Origin of the sequence: Rhizobium sp. RCC_161_2, from assembly GCF_041355235.1 — a bacterium.
In the GTDB taxonomy this organism is placed as follows: Bacteria; Pseudomonadota; Alphaproteobacteria; order Rhizobiales; family Rhizobiaceae; genus Rhizobium.
The window spans coordinates 54,333-73,101 of sequence record NZ_JBFUPL010000015.1 but is presented as its reverse complement, the minus strand read 5'-3'; the positions used below and the strand labels follow the sequence as shown (position 1 = coordinate 73,101).

16 protein-coding genes are annotated in these 18,769 nt (G+C 59.1%); 5 read left to right on the top strand and 11 right to left on the bottom strand.

Features of this window, described 5'->3' with window-relative positions:
- Nucleotides 1–3 precede the first annotated feature (3 nt).
- From AB6803_RS28535 to AB6803_RS28510, 6 genes are all read right to left on the bottom strand, one after another.
- On the bottom strand, nucleotides 4–1,503 hold the full coding sequence (locus AB6803_RS28535; protein WP_371112063.1) for an NAD(P)-binding domain-containing protein: 1,500 nt from the start codon (nucleotides 1,501–1,503) through the stop codon (nucleotides 4–6).
- Complete coding sequence (locus AB6803_RS28530) at nucleotides 1,500–2,297, bottom strand: ABC transporter permease (protein ID WP_371112062.1); 798 nt, start codon at nucleotides 2,295–2,297, stop codon at nucleotides 1,500–1,502. Before AB6803_RS28530 ends, AB6803_RS28535 begins: the two co-directional genes overlap by 4 nt.
- On the bottom strand, nucleotides 2,294–3,172 hold the full coding sequence (locus AB6803_RS28525) for an ABC transporter permease (RefSeq protein ID WP_371112061.1): 879 nt from the start codon (nucleotides 3,170–3,172) through the stop codon (nucleotides 2,294–2,296). The genes AB6803_RS28530 and AB6803_RS28525 overlap by 4 nt, the downstream gene beginning before the upstream one ends.
- A complete protein-coding gene (locus AB6803_RS28520) occupies nucleotides 3,172–4,266 on the bottom strand; it encodes an ABC transporter ATP-binding protein (protein WP_371112060.1) in 1,095 nt (364 codons plus the stop codon). Before AB6803_RS28520 ends, AB6803_RS28525 begins: the two co-directional genes overlap by 1 nt.
- A complete protein-coding gene (locus AB6803_RS28515; RefSeq protein WP_371112059.1) occupies nucleotides 4,266–5,351 on the bottom strand; it encodes a PotD/PotF family extracellular solute-binding protein in 1,086 nt (361 codons plus the stop codon). Before AB6803_RS28515 ends, AB6803_RS28520 begins: the two co-directional genes overlap by 1 nt.
- Nucleotides 5,352–5,485: 134 nt before the next feature.
- Nucleotides 5,486–6,478 (bottom strand): LysR family transcriptional regulator, encoded by a 993-nt coding sequence (locus tag AB6803_RS28510; protein WP_371112058.1) that lies wholly within the window; start codon nucleotides 6,476–6,478, stop codon nucleotides 5,486–5,488.
- Between the two features lie 213 nt (nucleotides 6,479–6,691).
- Between AB6803_RS28510 and AB6803_RS28505 the strand changes: the two genes are divergently transcribed.
- Genes AB6803_RS28505 through AB6803_RS28485 form a run of 5 tightly spaced genes read left to right on the top strand, consistent with a single transcriptional unit; the run spans nucleotide 6,692 to nucleotide 12,609 of the window.
- On the top strand, nucleotides 6,692–7,678 hold the full coding sequence (locus AB6803_RS28505) for a BMP family protein (protein WP_371112057.1): 987 nt from the start codon (nucleotides 6,692–6,694) through the stop codon (nucleotides 7,676–7,678).
- 12 nt (nucleotides 7,679–7,690) lie between these two features.
- Nucleotides 7,691–9,109, top strand: coding sequence for an amidase (locus AB6803_RS28500; RefSeq protein WP_371112056.1), 1,419 nt, complete (start codon nucleotides 7,691–7,693; stop codon nucleotides 9,107–9,109).
- The gene (locus AB6803_RS28495; RefSeq protein ID WP_371112055.1) at nucleotides 9,106–10,632 is read left to right on the top strand and encodes an ABC transporter ATP-binding protein; all 1,527 of its coding nucleotides are present in this window, start codon (nucleotides 9,106–9,108) and stop codon (nucleotides 10,630–10,632) included. Before AB6803_RS28500 ends, AB6803_RS28495 begins: the two co-directional genes overlap by 4 nt.
- Entirely contained in the window at nucleotides 10,622–11,671 is a 1,050-nt protein-coding gene (locus AB6803_RS28490) for an ABC transporter permease (RefSeq protein WP_371112054.1), read from the top strand. The genes AB6803_RS28495 and AB6803_RS28490 overlap by 11 nt, the downstream gene beginning before the upstream one ends.
- Nucleotides 11,668–12,609, top strand: coding sequence for an ABC transporter permease (locus AB6803_RS28485; protein WP_371112053.1), 942 nt, complete (start codon nucleotides 11,668–11,670; stop codon nucleotides 12,607–12,609). Before AB6803_RS28490 ends, AB6803_RS28485 begins: the two co-directional genes overlap by 4 nt.
- A 353-nt stretch (nucleotides 12,610–12,962) precedes the next feature.
- Here AB6803_RS28485 and AB6803_RS28480 read toward each other — a convergent pair whose 3' ends face one another.
- The 5 genes from AB6803_RS28480 to AB6803_RS28460 all read right to left on the bottom strand — a co-directional run bounded on the left by AB6803_RS28480 (nucleotide 12,963) and on the right by AB6803_RS28460 (nucleotide 18,423).
- A complete protein-coding gene (locus AB6803_RS28480) occupies nucleotides 12,963–13,940 on the bottom strand; it encodes a DUF1839 family protein (protein ID WP_371112090.1) in 978 nt (325 codons plus the stop codon).
- Between the two features lie 8 nt (nucleotides 13,941–13,948).
- The gene (locus AB6803_RS28475) at nucleotides 13,949–14,857 is read right to left on the bottom strand and encodes an amino acid--[acyl-carrier-protein] ligase (RefSeq protein WP_371112052.1); all 909 of its coding nucleotides are present in this window, start codon (nucleotides 14,855–14,857) and stop codon (nucleotides 13,949–13,951) included.
- 5 nt (nucleotides 14,858–14,862) lie between these two features.
- The gene (locus tag AB6803_RS28470; protein ID WP_371112051.1) at nucleotides 14,863–16,035 is read right to left on the bottom strand and encodes an acyl-CoA dehydrogenase family protein; all 1,173 of its coding nucleotides are present in this window, start codon (nucleotides 16,033–16,035) and stop codon (nucleotides 14,863–14,865) included.
- Nucleotides 16,035–16,286: an acyl carrier protein gene (locus tag AB6803_RS28465; protein WP_371112050.1), complete on the bottom strand. Its 252-nt coding sequence runs from the start codon at nucleotides 16,284–16,286 to the stop codon at nucleotides 16,035–16,037. Before AB6803_RS28465 ends, AB6803_RS28470 begins: the two co-directional genes overlap by 1 nt.
- 433 nt (nucleotides 16,287–16,719) lie before the next feature.
- The gene (locus AB6803_RS28460) at nucleotides 16,720–18,423 is read right to left on the bottom strand and encodes a hypothetical protein (RefSeq protein WP_371112049.1); all 1,704 of its coding nucleotides are present in this window, start codon (nucleotides 18,421–18,423) and stop codon (nucleotides 16,720–16,722) included.
- Between the last annotated feature and the right edge of the window lie 346 nt (nucleotides 18,424–18,769).

Here is an 18,769-nt window from a genome sequence, read left to right as displayed (position 1 = left end):
CCCTCAAACACGATTGTCGGATTGATCCGCGCTTGCCGGACGCGAATTTGCCGTGGCAACACGATCTTCAAAATCATCGGAGACCGGCAGATCGGGCGAGGCATAGGCCGCCAATGCCGGCAGGATCGTTTCTTCCTGATCGAGAAGAAGCCGGCGCAGAACACCGCGCACGAGGCGGGGAACGCCATGCTTATGTCCGCTGATCGAGGTCGAGTGCGGGCCGTGGCTGATAAAACTGCTGCTGTTGAAGGCAAATACGCGGCTGAGCCAGGTGTCGGCAGCGTCTTTTGGGACAAAGCCGTAGAACGCATCGAGATAGGGAAGCTGTGCGAGACGAGCATCCTTATCGGCGTCCTCGGGCGTGTAGCGTTCGCCCCAAAGTGCAACCTTATCATGGATGCTTGTGAGTTCCGGTCGGGCAGCAAGGTCGATCTGCATGCCAGTCGCAAGCAGGAGATGGTCGAACTCCAAAATGCCGTCTGGCGTATCGACTCGGATTGCGTCCGCTTGCTCAGAAACCGCGAGCCACGGCGTGGCGGGGCGCAGCCGAAACCCGGCAAGACCCATGGCGGTTTCGAAACTCCGCACCGGCGGCGGCTGGTCGACGCTGCGGAAGAAGCGCGAAATATTCCAGCGCGTACTGTCGGAGAGATCCGGATAATGCGTCATCATCCCGGGTGTCTCAATTGCGCGATGCGGGTTCGTGCGTGGCAGCTTCTCACGCCGAAAGCAGAGATCGACAGAGGCAGCACCCGCTTCAAGAGCCTTGATCGCGTTGTCGAATGCCGATGCGCCATGCCCAAGCACGCCGACGCGCAAGCCCTTCAAAGCTTCAAAATCAATGGGACCATTTGTATGATTGAACCTGTTCGGCGGTAACCCCTCGGAGACGAAACCTGGAACTCGCCATGCACCCGCACCATCATATCCCGTGGCCAAGACAACTGCGCGCGCCAGAGACTTTTCCACCACGCCGCGGACATTGGTCGTGACGGCGATGACATCACCTTCAGGAGCCACGTCGACAACCTCGCAATGATTTGTAATCGCGATTTCGAAGACTTCGGCATACCAATCCAGATAGGCTTTCCAGTCCTTTCTTGGAATACGTGGAAGCTCCTCCCAGGCGTGACGCCCGTAAACTGTCTCGAACCAGCGACGCACAGACAGATTGACGACATTGAATTCGTTGCCGACCTGCGTTTTCGGGGTGCGCAATTCCTCCATGCGGGCAAAGGTCAGCCACGGCCCTTCAGCCCCTGGCGCCGCACTGTCGAGAACGCGCACGTTACTCACCCCATCCCACTTCAGCGCTGCCGCGATCGTGATGCCGGACTGGCCGGCACCGACGATGATGACATCGGCGATCTCTATTGCATCAGGCCGTTGCAGATCGGCGATCCATGGCGGGTTCGGATAGCCAAGCGCGGCAAGATCGGCGCGGGCGGCCTGCTTCAGGTCGTCAACCGTCATCCGCGGCACATCGGCGGGGGAGAATGTCATGTTTGATCTCGCAAATGAGCCGTACGTCCGCGTAGACGGCGTCGGCGATTAATCTCTGTCAGCGCCACGATCAGGGCAGTCAACAGGAGGACGACCACCTGCATCGCATTGAGGTCAGGCTTGAGTTCCCGCCGAAACTCCGATGCGACGATAAGGGAAAGCGGCTGCGTGCGGCCGGCCAAAAACATCGAGATTGTCAAATCCGCCAACGACAGAATAACCCCGATGGAATAGGCGGCACTCAGTGCGACATTGAGCTGCGGAAGCAGAACACGCCGGAAACTCTGCCACGGCGTAGCACCCAGATCCCGGGCCGCCTCCTCCAGCCGTGGATCGAGCCGAATTAACACGGCGGCGATGATCGTTGTGGTGAAGGGGACGGCAACAATCGTTTGTGCCAGAATGAGAGCTGTCGCTCCGCGTCCCAGTCCCACCCAGCTCATGAGCATTGCCTGCGCGATGGAAAGGACAGTCTTCGGCACGAGAAAGGGCACGAGGATCAAAACGGCAAATGCGCCCCGAAACCACATTCGCGGCGACGTCAGGGCCAAGGCGGCGACGAGGCCGATGAACGCAGCCAGAAGCCCGACAGGTTGGGCGATCAAAAAGCTGGTTATGAAGCCGTCCTGAAACGCCGCGTTGCCAACAAGATCGGCGTACCAGGCAAAGGTAAAGCCGCTTAGGGGAAAAGCCATCGTGCTTGACGCGTTAAAGGAAAAAATCGCGAGAACGACAATCGGCAGGTAGAAAAAGCAGGCCGCAAGACCAAGTGTGAACATCGCAAATCGGGTCATTTCAACCCCCGCCGGAAGACTGCCCTTGCACCGTTGAGCCGAAGAAGGACGGTGGCGAACCCGATGGCAAATGCGAAAAGGACGACAAGAAGGCTAAGGGCCAGAGCCGACGCCAGAGGCCAATCGAAGGCAGTACCGAACAGATTATCGATCATCGCCATCGGCGTCGCGCCCGACGTTCCGCCAAGAAGACTGGGCGTCATCATATCGCCGGCAGCCAGGGCAAAGACTGTAAAGACGCCGACGGCCAGCCCGGGAGTGGTCAAAGGCAGGATAACCTTCAAGAACGCATCCGATGGCCGGGCGCCGAGATCCCGGGCGGCCTCAATCAGCCTTTTGTCAATCAACTCGGCTGAGATCCAGATCGCCAGAACCATGAATGGCAGATTGTTGTAAAGCAGCACGAGATGCGTGGTGAACGGCGAAAATAACAGGAATTTCAAAGGTTCATCGATAAGACCGAGCCATTGCAGGACGGCGTTGATCAACCCTTCGGAGCCAAGAACGACACGCCAGGCATAAATTCGCACGATCTCGCCGGTGTAGAGCGGCGTCAGCAGGACGATACTTGCAATCCCCTTCCAAAGAGCAGGCAGGCGCGTCATCGAAATCGCTATCGGATACCCGACAAAAGTCGCCAGCACCGCCGTCCCCGCACCTGAGATTACTGCCTTGCCAATCAGAAAGGCGAAGACCGGATTGGTAAAAATCTGCGACCAGCTCTGTCCCGAAAATGCCGGAACCATCGTGAAGGCGTCGAGATCCACCTCAAAGAAGCTGAACACCAGGAGCAAAGCGAGCGGCAGAACGCAACCCACCAATAAAAGACATGCGACGGGCACGGCAAAATGCGCGCGGTGAAACACCAGGGCCATCACTCGACCCTCGTGATGAAGGCGCGATCGGGATCCAACGCCAGGCCGACATCCGTTCCTGGAGCAAGAGGATGATCCGCCATGAACCGCAAGGTGATGCCTTTCACCCCAGCTTCGATGAGATATCTGTCACCCTTGAACACGACATGTTGGATCGTCGCGTTTATCACACCCGCACCTGTGGCAATGCGAAGATTCTCAGGTCGAATGGCAAGCACCGCCTTATCCCCACGCGACAACCCCTCCACAGACGGGCACTGGGCGATGCCTATTGCCGTGTCGATCGCAGCCGATCCGGGGATCGCACCGCTGCCGGCAATCTCGCCGGGAATAAGTGTCGCAGCGCCGATGAAATCAGCAACGAAGGCGTTGGCGGGACGAGCATAGATCGTCAAAGGGTCGCCCCTTTGAACGATCCGTCCCTTGTTCATGACGACGACGATGTCTGAGAGCGCGAAGGCCTCGTCCTGATCGTGGGTCACATAGACAAAAGCGATACCGAGGCGTCGCTGCAGGTCCTTCAGTTCGATCTGAAGATGGCCGCGCATCTTTTTATCCAGCGCCGACAAGGGTTCGTCGAGCAGGAGCAGATGCGGCTCGGCGATGATCGCACGTGCCACCGCGACCCGCTGCTGCTGACCGCCTGAGAGCTGGTGTGGATATCGTTCGCCAAACTCCGCCATATGCACGGCGTCCAGCGCCCTTTTGACGCGCGCAGCCACATCGACATTGCTCTGGCGCCGAAGCGTCAGCGAGAACGCGACGTTCCCGAACACGGTGAGGTGCGGAAACAAGGCATAGCTCTGGAAGACGGTGTTGACCGGACGCCGCTCCGGCGGAACGCCGGAAAGCGAGCGTCCGTCAAGCACGATCGATCCCGCGTCCGGCGTCTCGAAGCCGGCAATCATGCGCAGTATCGTGGTCTTGCCGCAGCCCGAAGGGCCGAGAAACGTAGTGAAAGCTCTTTCCGGAATGTCGAGATCGACACTGTCGACCGCGCGGTCCTTGCCATAATTCTTGGTCAGGCCGCGGGCCGACAGCAAAAGCCCGGACCTTGACGGATCGGACACCATGTCAGGCGTGTTGACTTTCATCAGCTTGCCTTGACTTCATTCCATACCTTCAGCCACTCCGAGTAATTCTCCGGGGCGACGGGCCACATGAAGGATTTCATCACATCCATGTCGTCAACGAAGATCGTTTCCTGCTCCTCCTTCGACAGCTTGTCGCGAATAATGGACGAAGTGGTCGCGTAGTTGCCGATCTTGGCAATCTGGGTCGCGAAGTCTGCGCCAAGCAGATAGTCGACGAATTTATAGCCGATTTCGGTCTTTTCCGGAGACAGTGTTGCCGGCATGGCAAAGCAGTCGCACCAGCCCATGATCCCGGCTTTCGGCTTCGCCATCCCCATGTTCAACTTGTCTTTAAGTGCGTCATAGGGAACTCGCCACGAAAACGCACACGAGACCTCGCCCGTAGCAAAGAGGTTTGTGAGATCGCCGATCGTCTGCCAATAGGTACGCAGCAACGGCTTTTGCGCGATCAGCAGTTTTTTGGCTTCCGCCAGCTCCTTGGTCTCCATGAGGAAAACTTTGTCGCGCGGTATGCCGGCGACCAGACCGGCTATCCCTATGGATTCCAGCGCATAGTCGCGCATGGCGAGCTGGCCCTTGTATTTCTCGTTAAACAGTGTCGTGTAGTCAGGCTCGCTTTCGAACCTGTCTTTGCGATAGACAATCGGGTTGAGGCCCCAGAGGTAGGGAACCGCAAAATGCTTGCCCGAGGCATCAAGAACCTTTGGCGTCGTCTTGAAGACATCGTACATTTTGGCGGCATTTGGGATTTTGCCCATGTCGATTTCTTCAAGCAGTCCTGCCTTGATGTAGCGCCAGCTTCCGTTGAGGGACGGATTGATCATGTCCCAGTCAGACGCTGTCCCGGTTTTCAGAGCCGCGAACTGTGCGTCCTCGCTGGAGAGATAGGACAGCTTAACCTTGACGCCGGTCTGCGCTTCGAAGGCCGCAATATATTCAGGATGGCCGTTGGAATCCCAGGTCGCCCAGACCATTTCGGAAACGGCGGCTCTGGCGCTGCTCAACGAACCGAACATCCCTGCTGCCGCACCGGCCGCAATCCCTGCAAGCACTTCACGTCGGGTAATTCCTGAACCGGCCATCATGCCCTCATCTGGTTGGTATTGGACTGCAACCAGTGTGGTCCGTTTGGAACGAAACGGCCATAACCGAACATAAATAGACTATATTGCACCGCGAAGAGACCGGCAGCGGCGTGTTAATAGCGATCCAGCGCGGTTCAACCGAATGCGGGCGTTTTGGAGCGTATAGATTTAAGCGGTTCCGACGCGGTTGTATCGCTGGCACGAACGTCGGCTGCTACCGATTTTATCATCTGTCGCAACCAGACATGGTCAGGCGACTGATGCTTGCACTCGTGCCAGAGCATATAGAACTGCATCTGTCCAAGCTCGCGAGGCGCCTCCAGAACGACGAAGGGAAACGCTTGGGCGATCTGCTCCGCGAAAATTCGTCCAGTGGTGAAAACGAGGTCGGATTGGGCGAGGACATAGGGCGCAATTGCGTATTCCGGGACCGATGTGGCGATATTGCGTTTAAGGCCGAGTTCGATCAACCGCCCATCGATCGGGCTTAGGTGAGCGCGTTTATCTGGCGTCGGAGAAAGATGCTTTTCCGTCAGGAACTCTTCCATCCGGATAGGCTCGCTGCGGTTCGCCAGTCTGTGGCTTGGGCGCACGACGCAGACAATATCGGTCGTCAATAGAGGGGACATCCTCAGATATTCCGGTGGATGCGGCCAGTTCCCAATAACCGCATCGATGGACCCGTCCGCCAACTGGCTGAGAAGATCGTCGTAGCTCGGCATGTGGGACGCATCAACACCGACGTTGGGTGCCTTCTGTGCAATCCTCCCAACAAGTTGCGGTAGAAAAACGGCACCGAGGCAATTGTCGGCAATGATGCGGAAGTTTCGCCTGGCGTTTTTGGGGTCGAAGGTGGGATCGGGAGCAAGGTGCGTGTTGATCTGGCCGAGTATATCGCGCAGCGTCTCCTTCAATGCCAGTCCCCGTTCCGTTGGTACCAGCGCACCGCCAGACCTTACCAATAACGGATCGTCCAACATTTCTCGCAGTCTCTTGAGCGTCAGACTGACTGTCGGCTGAGCCTGACCCAGGAGGTCGGCCGTTCGCGACACGCTGCACTCCGTCAATAAGGTCAGTAGCGTGCGCATCAACCGCACATCCAAAGTGCCATTTGCCTGCCTTGTCATCGTCCGCCGTCTCCATCAACGTGGGTTGCGATCGTCGACGGGACACGCATTTTTCGTGCCAATCTGAGATTGGAGGCGCCTTTCCTATAATCCATCATCTCGGTCGCCAGCACGGCGCCGGAATGCACATTCTTTAAGCCGCTCGATTGCTTGACACTTTTTTGGTCGCCCCATAGACTTTTGACCAAACGATCAAAAACGTGGGAACAGACAATGACACATGACATTATCCTATCGCGCCGTGCGGTCATCGCATCGGGCATCGCTCTTGGTGTGAGCGCGCTTGCGCCCGCCGCTCGTGCCGCCGCACCGCTGAAAGTCGCCGGCATTCATGCCTCGCCGGTGGAGAATGCGTGGAACTCCTGCCTGCACAAGGCGCTTCAGGACGCGGCCAAGGAAGGCGTGATCGAGTATGTGTTCTCCGAGGGCGTATCGGGCACCGACTATCCCCGCGCCATGCGCGAATATGCCGAACAGGGCAACAAGCTGATCATCGGCGAAGCCTATGCGGTGGAAAAGGAAGCGCGCCAGGTCGCCGCCGACTATCCGGATACCGCTTTCGTGCTTGGCTCCAGCGGCGAGGCCGCCGGCGGCAATTTCGGCGTGTTCGGCACCTGGAACCATGACGGCGCCTATCTCGCCGGCATGCTCGCCGGCAAGATGACCAAATCGAACGTCGTCGGCTCGGTCGGCGCGATCCCGATCCCGGAAGTCAACATGCTGATCAATGCGTTTGCGGCCGGCGTCAAGGCGGTCAATCCCGACTGCAAGCATCTCGTCTCCTTCATCGGTACCTTCTTCGACCCGCCGAAGGCGCGCGAGGCCGGCCTGGCGCAGATCGACGCCGGCGCCGACATCCTGTTCGGCGAGCGCATCGGCACGGCGGATGCCGCCAAGGAGCGCAAAATCAAGTCGGTCGGCTCGCTGATCGACTACACGCCGCGCTACCCGGACACGGTGTTCGCCAATGCCATGTGGTATTTCCGTCCCATCCTCAATGCGGCGATTGCCGACGTCGCTGCCGGCAAGCCGGTTGGGCGCAATTACACAGCCTATGGTCTGATGAAGGATGGCGGCAGCGACATCGTTTATGTGAAGCGCGTGGCACCGGCGGATGCCGAAGCGGCGATGGAAAAGGTCCGCGCCGACATCAAAGCCGGCACCTTCGAGGTTCCCAAGGTGATGGAACAGCCGAAGTAATCCGGCCCGACTATGCCCCGCCATCCCTCCGCCGATGCCACTGACCTGGCCGGCGCCATCAAGGCCGGAAAGCTCACCTGCATGGACGCCATGCAGGCCGCTCTTAGCGAGCAGCAGGCTTCTCTTGGCGCGATAGCCTATCTCGACGCCGAGATGGGCCTTGCCTCCGCTCGGGCCATGGATCAGGAACGATCGCAACATCCGGACCGCTTTGCCGCTCGGCCTTTCGCCGGTGTGCCGACGCTTGCCAAGGATCTCGGCGGCCCCTTTGCGGGACTGCCGGTGACGGCGGGTTCGCGTCTGTTCAAGCGCGAGGGCGGCAAGGCCGATAGCGATCTTGCAAAGCGGTTTCGCGAGGCGGGCTTCTGCCTCTTCGGGCTGACCACCAGCCCGGAATTCGGCTTCTCCCTGGCGTCCGAGCCCGCCATCGGCCCGATCTGCCGTAATCCGCTGGACCCTGCCCGCACTGCTGGCGGCTCTTCTGGTGGTGCGGCGGCGGCCGTGGCGGCGGGTATCGCTGCGCTTGCCCACGCCACGGATGCTGGCGGTTCGATCCGTGTACCGGCCGCATGCTGCGGCCTTGTCGGCCTGAAGCCGACGAGGGGCGCGATTCCGGCCGGCCCTTCCTTCGGCAATCATCTCGGCGGCATTGCCAGCGAGCTCGCCGTGACGCGCTCGGTGCGCGATACCAGCCGGCTCCTTGAGACACTCTGCGGCAAGACCAAGGGGCCTTTTGCGGATATCGAGCAGATCGCGGCACAACCGGGATCGCTGCGGATCGGCCTGCTTGCCGACACAGGCGCACGCTATCCCACAGCGCCCGAACGGCTGCAGGCCATCGAAGCCGCGGCGCGCCTTCTCGAAACACAAGGGCACCGGTTAGTCCCCCTTGTCTGGAGCGATGTCGAACAGCCGGTCTTGGCCAGCGGACGCGCTTTTGGCGATATTGTCTCCGTCAATATCGCAGCCCTGGTGGATGGTCTCGACCTCGATATGCATGCCGCAGAAACGATGACACAGGCTTTCATCCTGCGCGGACGCGCCATGCCGGCAACAGCGCTCTGGGATTCACTCAACGGCGCGGTGCAGGCGAGCCGCAGCCTGTGGACCCTCTTCGACAAGGTCGATATCCTTCTGACACCGATGCTTGCCTCGCCGCCGCCGTTGATCGGATCCTTTCCCACCGATCATTCCGATACGGAGCTGCATCTCGACCGCATGACGGCTTTCGCGCCGCTTGCCTCGCTCGCCAATATCTCCGGCTTTCCGGCCCTGACGCTGCCCTTCGGCGCCGATGCCGATAACCTGCCCTTGCCCGTCCAGATCATGGCGCCGATGGGCAAGGATGCCCTTTTGCTGTCTCTTGCCGCCCGGCTCGAGGCGGAGGGACGCTGGCAGCATCGTTACCCGATCGCGGGGCTCCCGGCATGACCGGACCGGTCCTTGAAATAGACAGCGTCAGCAAACGGTTCGGCGACATCATCGCCAATGACGATATCTCGCTCACGCTTGCCAAAGGTGAGATCGTGGCGCTGCTCGGCGAGAACGGCGCCGGCAAGACGACGCTGATGAGCATCCTCTTTGGCCATTACGTGCCGGATACCGGGCGGATCCTGATCGACAGCACCGAATTGCCGCATGGCAAGCCGCGCGCGGCGATCAGCGCTGGCGTCGGCATGGTGCACCAGCATTTCTCCCTCGCGCCCAATCTGACAGTGCTCGAAAACGTCATGACCGGCACCGAAAAGCTCTGGTCGTGGCGGTCGCACACCGCCGCCGCGCGCAGGAAGCTGCTGGCACTCTCCGAGCGTTTTGGCCTGAAGGTCGATCCCGATGCCCGGCTCGGGGATCTTTCCGTCGGCGAACAGCAGCGCGTGGAAATCCTCAAGGCGCTTTATAACGACGCCCGTATCCTGATCCTCGACGAACCGACCGCCGTGCTCACCAATATCGAGGCGGAGAAGCTGTTTGCGACGCTCAAGGAAATGGCCCGCCAGGGTCTGTCGCTGATCTTCATTTCCCACAAGCTCGACGAGGTGATGGCCGCAGCTGACCGCATCGTCGTGCTGCGCGGCGGCAGGAAGGTGGCCGAGCGCGAGGCGTCGCGGACGGACAAGGCGGAACTTGCGGAGCTGATGGTTGGCCATCGGGTGACCCGCCCGGTCCGCGAGCCGGGCACGCCGGGCGAGGTCGCGCTTGAAGCGCGCGACGTGACGGTGAACATTGGCGGCGTCGAGCGACTGAAGAAAATCAGCTTCAACCTGCGCGCCGGCGAAATTCTCGGCATCATCGGCGTCTCGGGCAACGGCCAGACAGCACTCGCGCAGATACTCTCCGGCACGCTTGCCCGCACATCGGGCGAGCTTCTCTTCTTCGGCGAGCCCATGGGCAATCCCGACGTCGCCGAAGTCGTGGGAGCAGGCATTGGCCGCATCCCAGAAGACCGCAACAAGGAAGGTGCGATCGGCGAAATGGCGATTTGGGAAAACGCCGTGCTGGAACGCCTTTCCTCTTTCTCGAAGAACGGCCTGGTCGACCGGAAGGCCGGCATCGCTTTCGCGCAGGAGATCATCGCAGAGTTCGACGTACGGGGCGGCGCTCCGACAAGCCGCACCCGGCTGCTGTCGGGCGGCAATATGCAGAAGCTTATTCTTGGTCGCAACCTCCATCAGCGCCCGAAAATCCTCATCGCCGCGCAGCCGGCGCGCGGGCTGGACGAAGGCGCGGTGGCCGCCGTTCACGCCCGCATTCTGGAAGCACGGCGAAAGGGGACGGCAGTGTTGCTGATTTCGGAGGATCTCGATGAGGTCATTGCCCTGGCGGACCGTATCCAGGCGATCGTCGGTGGCAGGCTGTCGCCGCCGGTCGACGCCGAGGAGGCTGACGCCCGCATGCTGGGCCTGATGATGGCCGGAGAATGGTCGAAAACGCCGGAGACCATCCATGCGGTTTGAACGTCGCGAGCATCGCCCCCTCTACCTGATGATCCTGACACCATTACTCGCTGTCGTCGCTGCGCTGGCGCTGGCCGGCATATTGATCGCGATTGCCGGCGCGCCCGTTCTCGAAGCCTACCGACGCATCCTGATCGGCGCCTTCGGCTCGCGGCTTTCGGCAACCGAGACGCTGACGCGCGCCACACCTCTGATGCTGACGGGGCTTGCGGCTGCCGTCGCCTTCCGCGCCCGGCTCTGGAATATCGGCGCCGAGGGACAGTTCTATCTCGGCGCGATTGCGGTCGCCGCCTTCGGCTCGAACATGCTGGCCGGACTGCCGGCCCCGATCCTGATCCCACTGCTGCTCGTCATCGGCGCCGTCGCCGGGATGGTGCTGATCCTGATACCGCTCTGGCTGAGATTGCGTTTCTCCGTCGACGAGGTGGTGACCAGCCTGATCCTCAATTTCATCGCGGTGCTCTTCGTCTCCATGCTGATCGACGGTGTGCTGAAGGATCCCACGGCCTTCGGATGGCCGCAGTCTCAGGCGGTCGTCGATCATGCCATGCTGCCGAAGCTGATCGCCCGCTCGCGGCTGCATATCGGCTTTTTGATCGCCATCGCTCTGGCTGTCGTCGTCTATTTCGTCCAGTCGCGCACGGTGTTCGGCATGCGGTCGCGCGCCGCCGGCCTCAACCCTTCCGGCGCGGCCTTCGCCGGCGTGCGGCTCGGCGGCACGCTCGTCAAGGTCGCCTGCCTGTCAGGCGGGCTTGCCGGGCTCGCGGGTGCGATCGAGGTGATGGGCGTCAAGGGCTATGTGACCACCGATCTGTCGCCCGGCTTCGGCTATGCCGGCATCGTCGTCGCCATGCTCGCCAATCTCAATCCGCTCGGCGTGGTGTTGGCCGCCATCTTCACGGCCACCATGTTCGTCGGCGCCGATGGCATGAGCCGCAGCCTCGGCATCCCTACCTATATCGCCGATGTCACCGTGGCCCTATCACTGCTCACCATGCTGATCGCGGTGTTCTTCACGCAATACAGGATCCGCCGATGAGTGCGCTGTTCGACATCATCGCCTCCGCCGGGCTCTGGGCCGCCGTATTGCGCATCGCCACGCCGCTGATCTTCGGCACGCTGGGAGCCCTGCTTTGCGAGCGCGCGGGCGTGCTCAATCTCGGCATTGAGGGCATCATGACCTTCGGCGCGATGATCGGCTGGCTGTCGGTCTATCATGGCGCCGATCTCTGGACCGGCCTTCTGATCGCCGCGATCGCCGGCGGCGTCTTCGGCCTGTTGCATTCGGCGCTGACGGTGACGCTCGGCCTGTCGCAGCATGTCTCCGGTCTTGGGGTGACGCTGTTCGCCTCGAGTTTCAGCTATTATGTCTTCCGGCTGGTCGTGCCGGTGGCCGGAACGCCGCCGACCATCGTGCCGTTCCAGCCGATCAGCATTCCCGGCCTGTCGACCCTGCCCTTCATCGGCCCCGCCTTCTTCACGCAGACCGCGCCGACCTATCTGGCGATCCTGGTGGCGCTGCTCATGGCCTATATTGTCTTTCGCACGCCAATTGGGCTCGCGATCCGCATGACCGGCGAGAATCCGCATGCCGCTGAAGCGCAAGGCGTAAACCCGATGAAGGTGCGCTACGGTGCCGTGATTGTCGGCAGCGCGCTGATGGGAATGGGCGGCGCCTTCCTGACGCTCTCCGCCTTCAACAGCTTCTTCCCTACAATGGTGCAGGGCCGCGGCTGGATCTGCATCGCCCTCGTCGTCTTTTCCTCCTGGCGACCGGGCCGGGCGCTGTTCGGCGCCCTGCTCTTCGCCTTCTTCGACGCCTTCCAGCTCCGCCTGCAGACGGCGGTGCAAGGCGTGCCCTACCAGATCTTCCTGATGACACCCTATATCCTGTCCATAGTCGCGCTGGCCGTGATGAGCCGGCGCGCCCGCGTGCCGCAGGCGCTGATGCAGCCCTATCGGCGCGGCGAGAGATAATCCGGACTTTCACCTCTGACAGGCGCCTCGGTGGTAGGATCTCTTGTCACTGCACGTTATTTAACAAAAGCGCTTAAAAATACCGCCGCTCACAGCCAGGAGTCGTTTCCGACAGACGAAATCAATTTATACTATTCACGGCGATGTCGCGTTGTCTGCTACTTAACGGTTGAGGGATAATTCGGCTGAGGTGAATTCGCCGACTATCAATGACAAGCACCACCGCTTTGAACTTCATCTTACCGATGTGATGGCGGCGGGAGGCGCTATGTTTGTGCGGCAAGCGGGATCAATCAACCTATTTTCGATCCCGGCCGCATAAATGCTAAACGTTGAAATTTGATCCCTGCACCTTAAACACATTCGTGGCCCAGCTCCGCTGTGAGCGTTGCCATGAGACGATCCCATGCGTCAACGGCGGGCGTCAGCGTACTTACCAAGGGATCGAATTTTTTGCGCATAACGGCGCGGGCCAGAAGAAACTGCACGGCTTTGGAGGTTTCCGCGATTACTCCAGCATCGGCAGCGGCAGAGGCGAAACGCTTACCCTCGCCTAGCCACCGCAGGTAGCTTGCGACCAGCTCGAAATTCGCGCCTAACTGGCGCAGCGTGTTGAATGCATATTTGTGAAAGAAGCCGAAGGGTCGTTCAGCGATCGCCGCGGCCTGCGCCGGAAAGACGTTTGCGAAAGCGCGCACCGGGTTTTCCCAAGGTCTGCGCGCGAAATGACGCAGCATAAGGACTTCTGCCACCCGCCGCTGATGAGTCTCGCCAGGGACAGCCTTCGGGAATTTCGCGAATTCCGTATAGGGTAGAAAGGGCGGATCGCTTTCGGTTAAATGGTGTTGGAAGACACCGTCGAAATCCCCTCCTTCGAGATGATAGAAGCCGCCATTGTGGAAGTAATCCAGCGTGCGGCTTGCCACATTCATGCGGTTGATGGCGATGGTCGTCTTGCCATGCTCAGTTCCGTAGCTCGTTCCACGGGTATCTGGCATGAAAAAACTGTCCATCTCGACCATGCAGAGCCGTCCGCGCGTGATCTGTTCGGAGATATGGCTTTCCACCAAGTCGAAAATCGCGAGTTCCGTCGCCCGCACGCCATAGAGTGCTTCGAGGTCCTCCAGGGGAACCTTAAAGAAGGTGAACTGGTCGCCCTCGAAATCCTGCGTCAAAGTGAATGCGAGCATGGCCTCGGGAGCCACCCCCAGTGTGGCCAGCACCTCGATCCACAAATCGACATAGCAATTGGTCTCCGGCCACGTGCGCGTCCGCGCATGCAGCGGATGCGGCTCATAGCTGTTGGGCTCGATGGGGAACACAGCCTGCATGGAGATGGTCAGCCCCACAATTCTTTACGCACGCCTTCCGGCCATGCCTTCACATCGAGCCCATGATGATGGAACAGAGCCAGCGCGATGCGTTCCAGCCCAAAGCCGACACAGGCCGTGTAAGCCACCGAACCGTCATGGAGCGACAGGCCCCATTTCATGCCAAACTGGTCCTGATGATAGTTGAAGCTCATGCAGGCGGTCGGCTTTTCTACGCTGGTAATAGGGATGAGCAGTTCATATTTCAGGCTCTGGTCACGCTGGTTATTTACCAGCATACGGCCCACGCGACCGAAGAAAGGATCGTTCGCTACGTCGATCTCTACCGGCAGGCCGGCCTTCCTCATCATTTCCGTACCGCGTTCGATCCAGAGCTGGCGGAAAGCCATCACATCGCTCTCCGCGCCCATGCGCACATATTCGCGCATCCGAAAAAGCTGCTGGCGTGCCGGGTCCACCGAAGGTTCATGGCGGAAACAATAGGATTGCAGATCATAGAGACCGCCACCCTGCGGCAAGGGTCCGCGTTTGGCGATGGTGGGATAGAGGGGATAGCAAGCCGCCGGCGTCAGCACGATGTTGGTCGCCTTTTGCTCCAGTGTCCAATCCCTACCCTCGTCCATGCATTTGATAAGGTTGATGTGATCGAGTTCGCAGCCACAGAAGCTGTGTACCGTGCCTGCGAGCTGCGGAAAGCTCTTCATGTAGGCGCTTTTTTCGAAATAGGCGCGATTGATGCCGGGGGGAAAGCGGATGGCTTCCGCACCGTCATTGCCGCCGATGCGGTCGATGAAACGCTCGAAGGCGACAATAACGTCTTCGAACTGGCCGGAACGGCCGTAAAGACCGTCCACACCGGTTTCGATCAGCAGTCCGGCATCGAACAGCCGGTCGAGAAAAGATGCTGGCGTTTCCATGGCGATTATCCCAAAAGGCTCGTGTTCTGCTTGTGGATGAGCAGCATGGTTGCCGTGTTGCCCAGAATGCGCTCGTTGGAAATCATGAGCTGGGCGGAATGGGCATCACGTAGATGCCGCCCGAGGCTGTAGGGCGTACCATTCTTATAGCCCATGATGCCGCAGACCAGCATGGCGTGGTTGATAATCTGCAAAATGGTCTGTGACGTTGCGACTTTGAGATTATTCATCGCGATGGCAAAGCCCATGGAAGCCAGCTTATCGGGGTCTCGCTTCGCATCATTGTAGATCTTGAGGCAGGCGATAATCTCCGACTTCAACATTTGCAGCATGTTGGAGGCTTCCGCTACGCGTAGCGCACCCGGTTGCGGAGTGCCCGGATTGCGTCGGGCGGCCGCGCGCACGAAGGCCTGCGCGCGGCTCACTGCGTCGATAGCGATGCCGTACCAGAGCGAACCCCAAAGCGTGTGCGATTGGGCAAGCATGGATTGCGCTGCAATGTCAGCGAAAGGACGCGGCAAGATCTGAACTTTCAGTGCCTCGCCCCGGAAAACAAAACCTTCAGAACAGGTACCGCGCATGCCGAGCGCGTCCCATTCGTTTGTCTTTTCCAGCGTGTACTGGTCTTTTAAGAAAACGGTTATCACCTGATCGGAAGACACTGCGTCCTTGTGCGACCGAGACGTAATCAGGATGGCATCAGCATAGACGCCATAGGAGATGACTGTTGCGTTTTTCTCGAGTCGGCAAGTATCCCCGTCCACCTCGATGGCACAAATCGAATTGCGCAGATCGCCACCGATGCCGCCCTCTGTAGTGGCGGATGCCAGAAGCAGTTGCTTCTCCGCTATGTGGCGCAAGAAATCACGATGCCATTCCACCGACTGGCCATGTTCCACAACGCTCGAAAGCTTGATGTGGTGCATGGCGAAGATCATCGCGCTTGCCGCACAAGACTGGCCCAGAATGCAGCACGTTTCCGCGATCTGATCTATTTCGGCGCTTTCACCACCCATTTCACACGAGACCTGAATACCAAGCAATCTCTCGGCCTTCATGGCATCGATCGCCTCGTGCGGGAAGCGGCCCTCCTTGTCCACGCTATCGGCGAATTTACCCGCTATTGCCGCAACACGGTTTGCGCGCTCAATAAGATTGCTCCCCGCCCTGGCACTCATCACGCAGCCTCTTTGTCCTTGAGTATCTGGCTGATCGTTTGCTCGATCGCCTTGATGCTGGCGAAGGATTTCCGGTTTAGCGAGTGTTCGGGGAACTCAATATCGAATCTATCCTCGAGGCCTAGCATCAGCTGGATCGACGCGAAGGACGAAAGACCGGCGCTGTATAGATCCGCATCATCGGTAATTTCACCCACAGGCCTCGCAATGTCGGCAATTTGTGTCAGAAGTTCACGAATAGTTTCATTCATCTGTAGTCCCCCCTCGCTCGCGCGAAATTATTTCGTATGCAATCAGTCCGGTCCCGAGTAGAAAGTATATCCGTAAAATTCGTCCGATAAGGTGACTGTTTTCAAAGTCTTAGCTGCTAGAGCAATTTACAGCGCGCCCCTCCGGCTGTGCATTGCATAGAAAAAGCACAAGACTCCTACTGTCGCCTCCCGCTGGGTCTAGCTCATTTCGCGAAGCCACGAATGGGACATCCGCCTTTCAATTGGGCGTCGTCGAACTCCATCGGAGATATGGCAACGCCTTGCCCCACACCTGGCAGCATCGATTTATAGATGGACGTCGAAAGATCGGGGCTCTCAGCTTCTTTGGCGTGCCGTGTTCGAAAGTTCATCATGATCCGATCGTTCACATCGAGACTTGCGCCGCTCCTCTGCGGCAGTCGTTTGTTAAAGCTCAATCTGATACAATATTTGTCTTCCCATCCACCGATGGCCGTGATTGTGCCTGCTCAAGCCCCAAAAGCCGGAGGATCTCGGAAATGACGACCATCTGACTGTGCCGCACCACCACGGCATGATCGATGTCCGGCAAAAACGACAGGCTCGCCCCGGGCTGGGTACTGAGCCAACGCCCTTGAGGTCCAAAGTTCGCCATGCCCTCCAAGGCCCTGTCTTCATTCCACATGATGAGATTGAGCTTCCTGTTTCGCCGCAGTCCTTTCTGAAGTTCAGCACGCATGGACTTGGCAGCTCGGCCAGGATGTAAAGCTTGTTTGATGAGTGCCAGCTTAGGCACCAAGAAAGACCGTACTTTGTGCCGGAAGCGAAGATATTGGCGTATCTGCGCAGGGATCTTCAGATAGACTGATCGAATAGCCTCTATAGGCTCGGGGCGCTCAAGGGACGTACCCGGTATCCAACTAAGCCAGGCGTTGATCGGTAGGGCCTGGTCAATTTCTTCGCTTTCGATCAAAGCACGAAATGCGTGATAGCCGCCAGCACATACGCCAGCGACGGCGACGGTGGACACTCCCCGTCCCCTCAGAAAACGGGCAGCCTCATTCACTTCCGCGGTTCGCGAGGTCTCGTATACATGGAAATGGCCAGTTGCGTGGGCCGGACTTTCGCCGCATCCGCTGAAATCAAATCTCAAAGTCGCGAGGTTGTGCCCCGCCAACTCACGGCATGCACGGGTCGTGAAGCTCCCATCCCCTGCGCGCGGATTGGCGGATGTATTGCAAAAGATCAAGCTTCGCCGGGGCACGGAGCCGGTCGGCAGGCACAGAACGCCCATCAAGCCGTCGCCAAACTCCACGCCTTCTTCATGCCACCTTCCACCAGACAGGACCGCGGGCGGTACTGGCATATGCGAAAAGGGCTGATCCTCTATGGGGAACTTCGCATTGAGCCAATCAAGCGTCTCCGAGAAAAGCTGCCGGGGGACTTTACTCGCGCAACTATCTCTAAATAGATCCGCATAGCCGGTGAACGCGATTTGGTCGACATTTGGGCCAAGGCGGGATTTCAGCAGCTTAGCCGCGCTAGGGGCCGAAAGAAGCACCGGCGGGCATATGGCTGTGAAGGCAGGAATATCTAAACGCTCCAAATGAGCTAGGCTTTCCGGAGGCAGATGCAAGCCATAGACTTCTATCCCGTCCCTGCGAGTGTGCGCGGTCTTCGTCATCACACTCGCCAACGTCAGTTCCCGTATCCAGTGCTGTCCGGAGGAGAGAGGGTCCCACAACACGAGGGCAGAAGGCCGGACCTTCTCAACTCGGCTGCCGGCAAAGGTTGCACCAATACGCAATCCGTTCAGAATCAATGGGTGCTCACCACAAATCCGACGAACAAAGCGAGCCGCCTGCTCGACCCCTTCCAGCCATTTGGCTACCGTCTCCTCGCCGGCACTGAGGAACAGGGATTCACCTTCATCCCTCGGATCGTAGCGCAGAACCGCATAACCGTGCTGGGCAAGCATGTTGGCCCACTCGAACAAGGCACGATAGGTCCAAATCCGGTCTCGGCCGAGCGGCGGCACAATCACGACGCTGGCACGCACCTGCTGGCCCGGCCCTGGCAGATGCAAGGTTCCCGCATGCCCCTCGAACGCAACGGCGATAAGCTCTCCCTGTCCCCGTGGGATAAACGTGTTCACCATATCCCTGCATGCGCCCCTGTCTTTCGCAAAATCGCAGCTGAAATTGGCTCGGACCGATACTGCGCCCTCACAGAGTGAGGGGTCGGGCTGACCACCTTCAAAACAAGAGTCCACAACACCCCTCCCAATCCCAAGTTCAGATGAGTGATTATTAAGTAATTATTCTTATAATACCTCTACAATAGTTTGTTTACCTTCATTCTTGAAGGGAGTAAATATACTAAATTATGCACTCGACTTAACACATCTAGTTTTTGCGTATACTTTCACATTTATATTATAATTCGACTACATCAGTCGGGATTGGCGTTGAAATGATGGGAGGAGCGGTGAGAAAATATACCCC

Excerpts from the sequence above, each read along its gene's own strand:
- AB6803_RS28535 (WP_371112063.1), bottom strand. The coding sequence starts at position 1,503 with ATGACATTCTCCCCCGCCGATGTGCCGCGGATGACGGTTGACGACCTG.
- AB6803_RS28530 (WP_371112062.1), bottom strand. The coding sequence starts at position 2,297 with ATGACCCGATTTGCGATGTTCACACTTGGTCTTGCGGCCTGCTTTTTC.
- AB6803_RS28525 (WP_371112061.1), bottom strand. The coding sequence starts at position 3,172 with ATGGCCCTGGTGTTTCACCGCGCGCATTTTGCCGTGCCCGTCGCATGT.
- AB6803_RS28520 (WP_371112060.1), bottom strand. The coding sequence starts at position 4,266 with ATGAAAGTCAACACGCCTGACATGGTGTCCGATCCGTCAAGGTCCGGG.
- AB6803_RS28515 (WP_371112059.1), bottom strand. The coding sequence starts at position 5,351 with ATGATGGCCGGTTCAGGAATTACCCGACGTGAAGTGCTTGCAGGGATT.
- AB6803_RS28510 (WP_371112058.1), bottom strand. The coding sequence starts at position 6,478 with ATGACAAGGCAGGCAAATGGCACTTTGGATGTGCGGTTGATGCGCACG.
- AB6803_RS28505 (WP_371112057.1), top strand. The coding sequence starts at position 6,692 with ATGACACATGACATTATCCTATCGCGCCGTGCGGTCATCGCATCGGGC.
- AB6803_RS28500 (WP_371112056.1), top strand. The coding sequence starts at position 7,691 with ATGCCCCGCCATCCCTCCGCCGATGCCACTGACCTGGCCGGCGCCATC.
- AB6803_RS28495 (WP_371112055.1), top strand. The coding sequence starts at position 9,106 with ATGACCGGACCGGTCCTTGAAATAGACAGCGTCAGCAAACGGTTCGGC.
- AB6803_RS28490 (WP_371112054.1), top strand. The coding sequence starts at position 10,622 with ATGCGGTTTGAACGTCGCGAGCATCGCCCCCTCTACCTGATGATCCTG.
- AB6803_RS28485 (WP_371112053.1), top strand. The coding sequence starts at position 11,668 with ATGAGTGCGCTGTTCGACATCATCGCCTCCGCCGGGCTCTGGGCCGCC.
- AB6803_RS28480 (WP_371112090.1), bottom strand. The coding sequence starts at position 13,940 with ATGCAGGCTGTGTTCCCCATCGAGCCCAACAGCTATGAGCCGCATCCG.
- AB6803_RS28475 (WP_371112052.1), bottom strand. The coding sequence starts at position 14,857 with ATGGAAACGCCAGCATCTTTTCTCGACCGGCTGTTCGATGCCGGACTG.
- AB6803_RS28470 (WP_371112051.1), bottom strand. The coding sequence starts at position 16,035 with ATGAGTGCCAGGGCGGGGAGCAATCTTATTGAGCGCGCAAACCGTGTT.
- AB6803_RS28465 (WP_371112050.1), bottom strand. The coding sequence starts at position 16,286 with ATGAATGAAACTATTCGTGAACTTCTGACACAAATTGCCGACATTGCG.
- AB6803_RS28460 (WP_371112049.1), bottom strand. The coding sequence starts at position 18,423 with ATGGTGAACACGTTTATCCCACGGGGACAGGGAGAGCTTATCGCCGTT.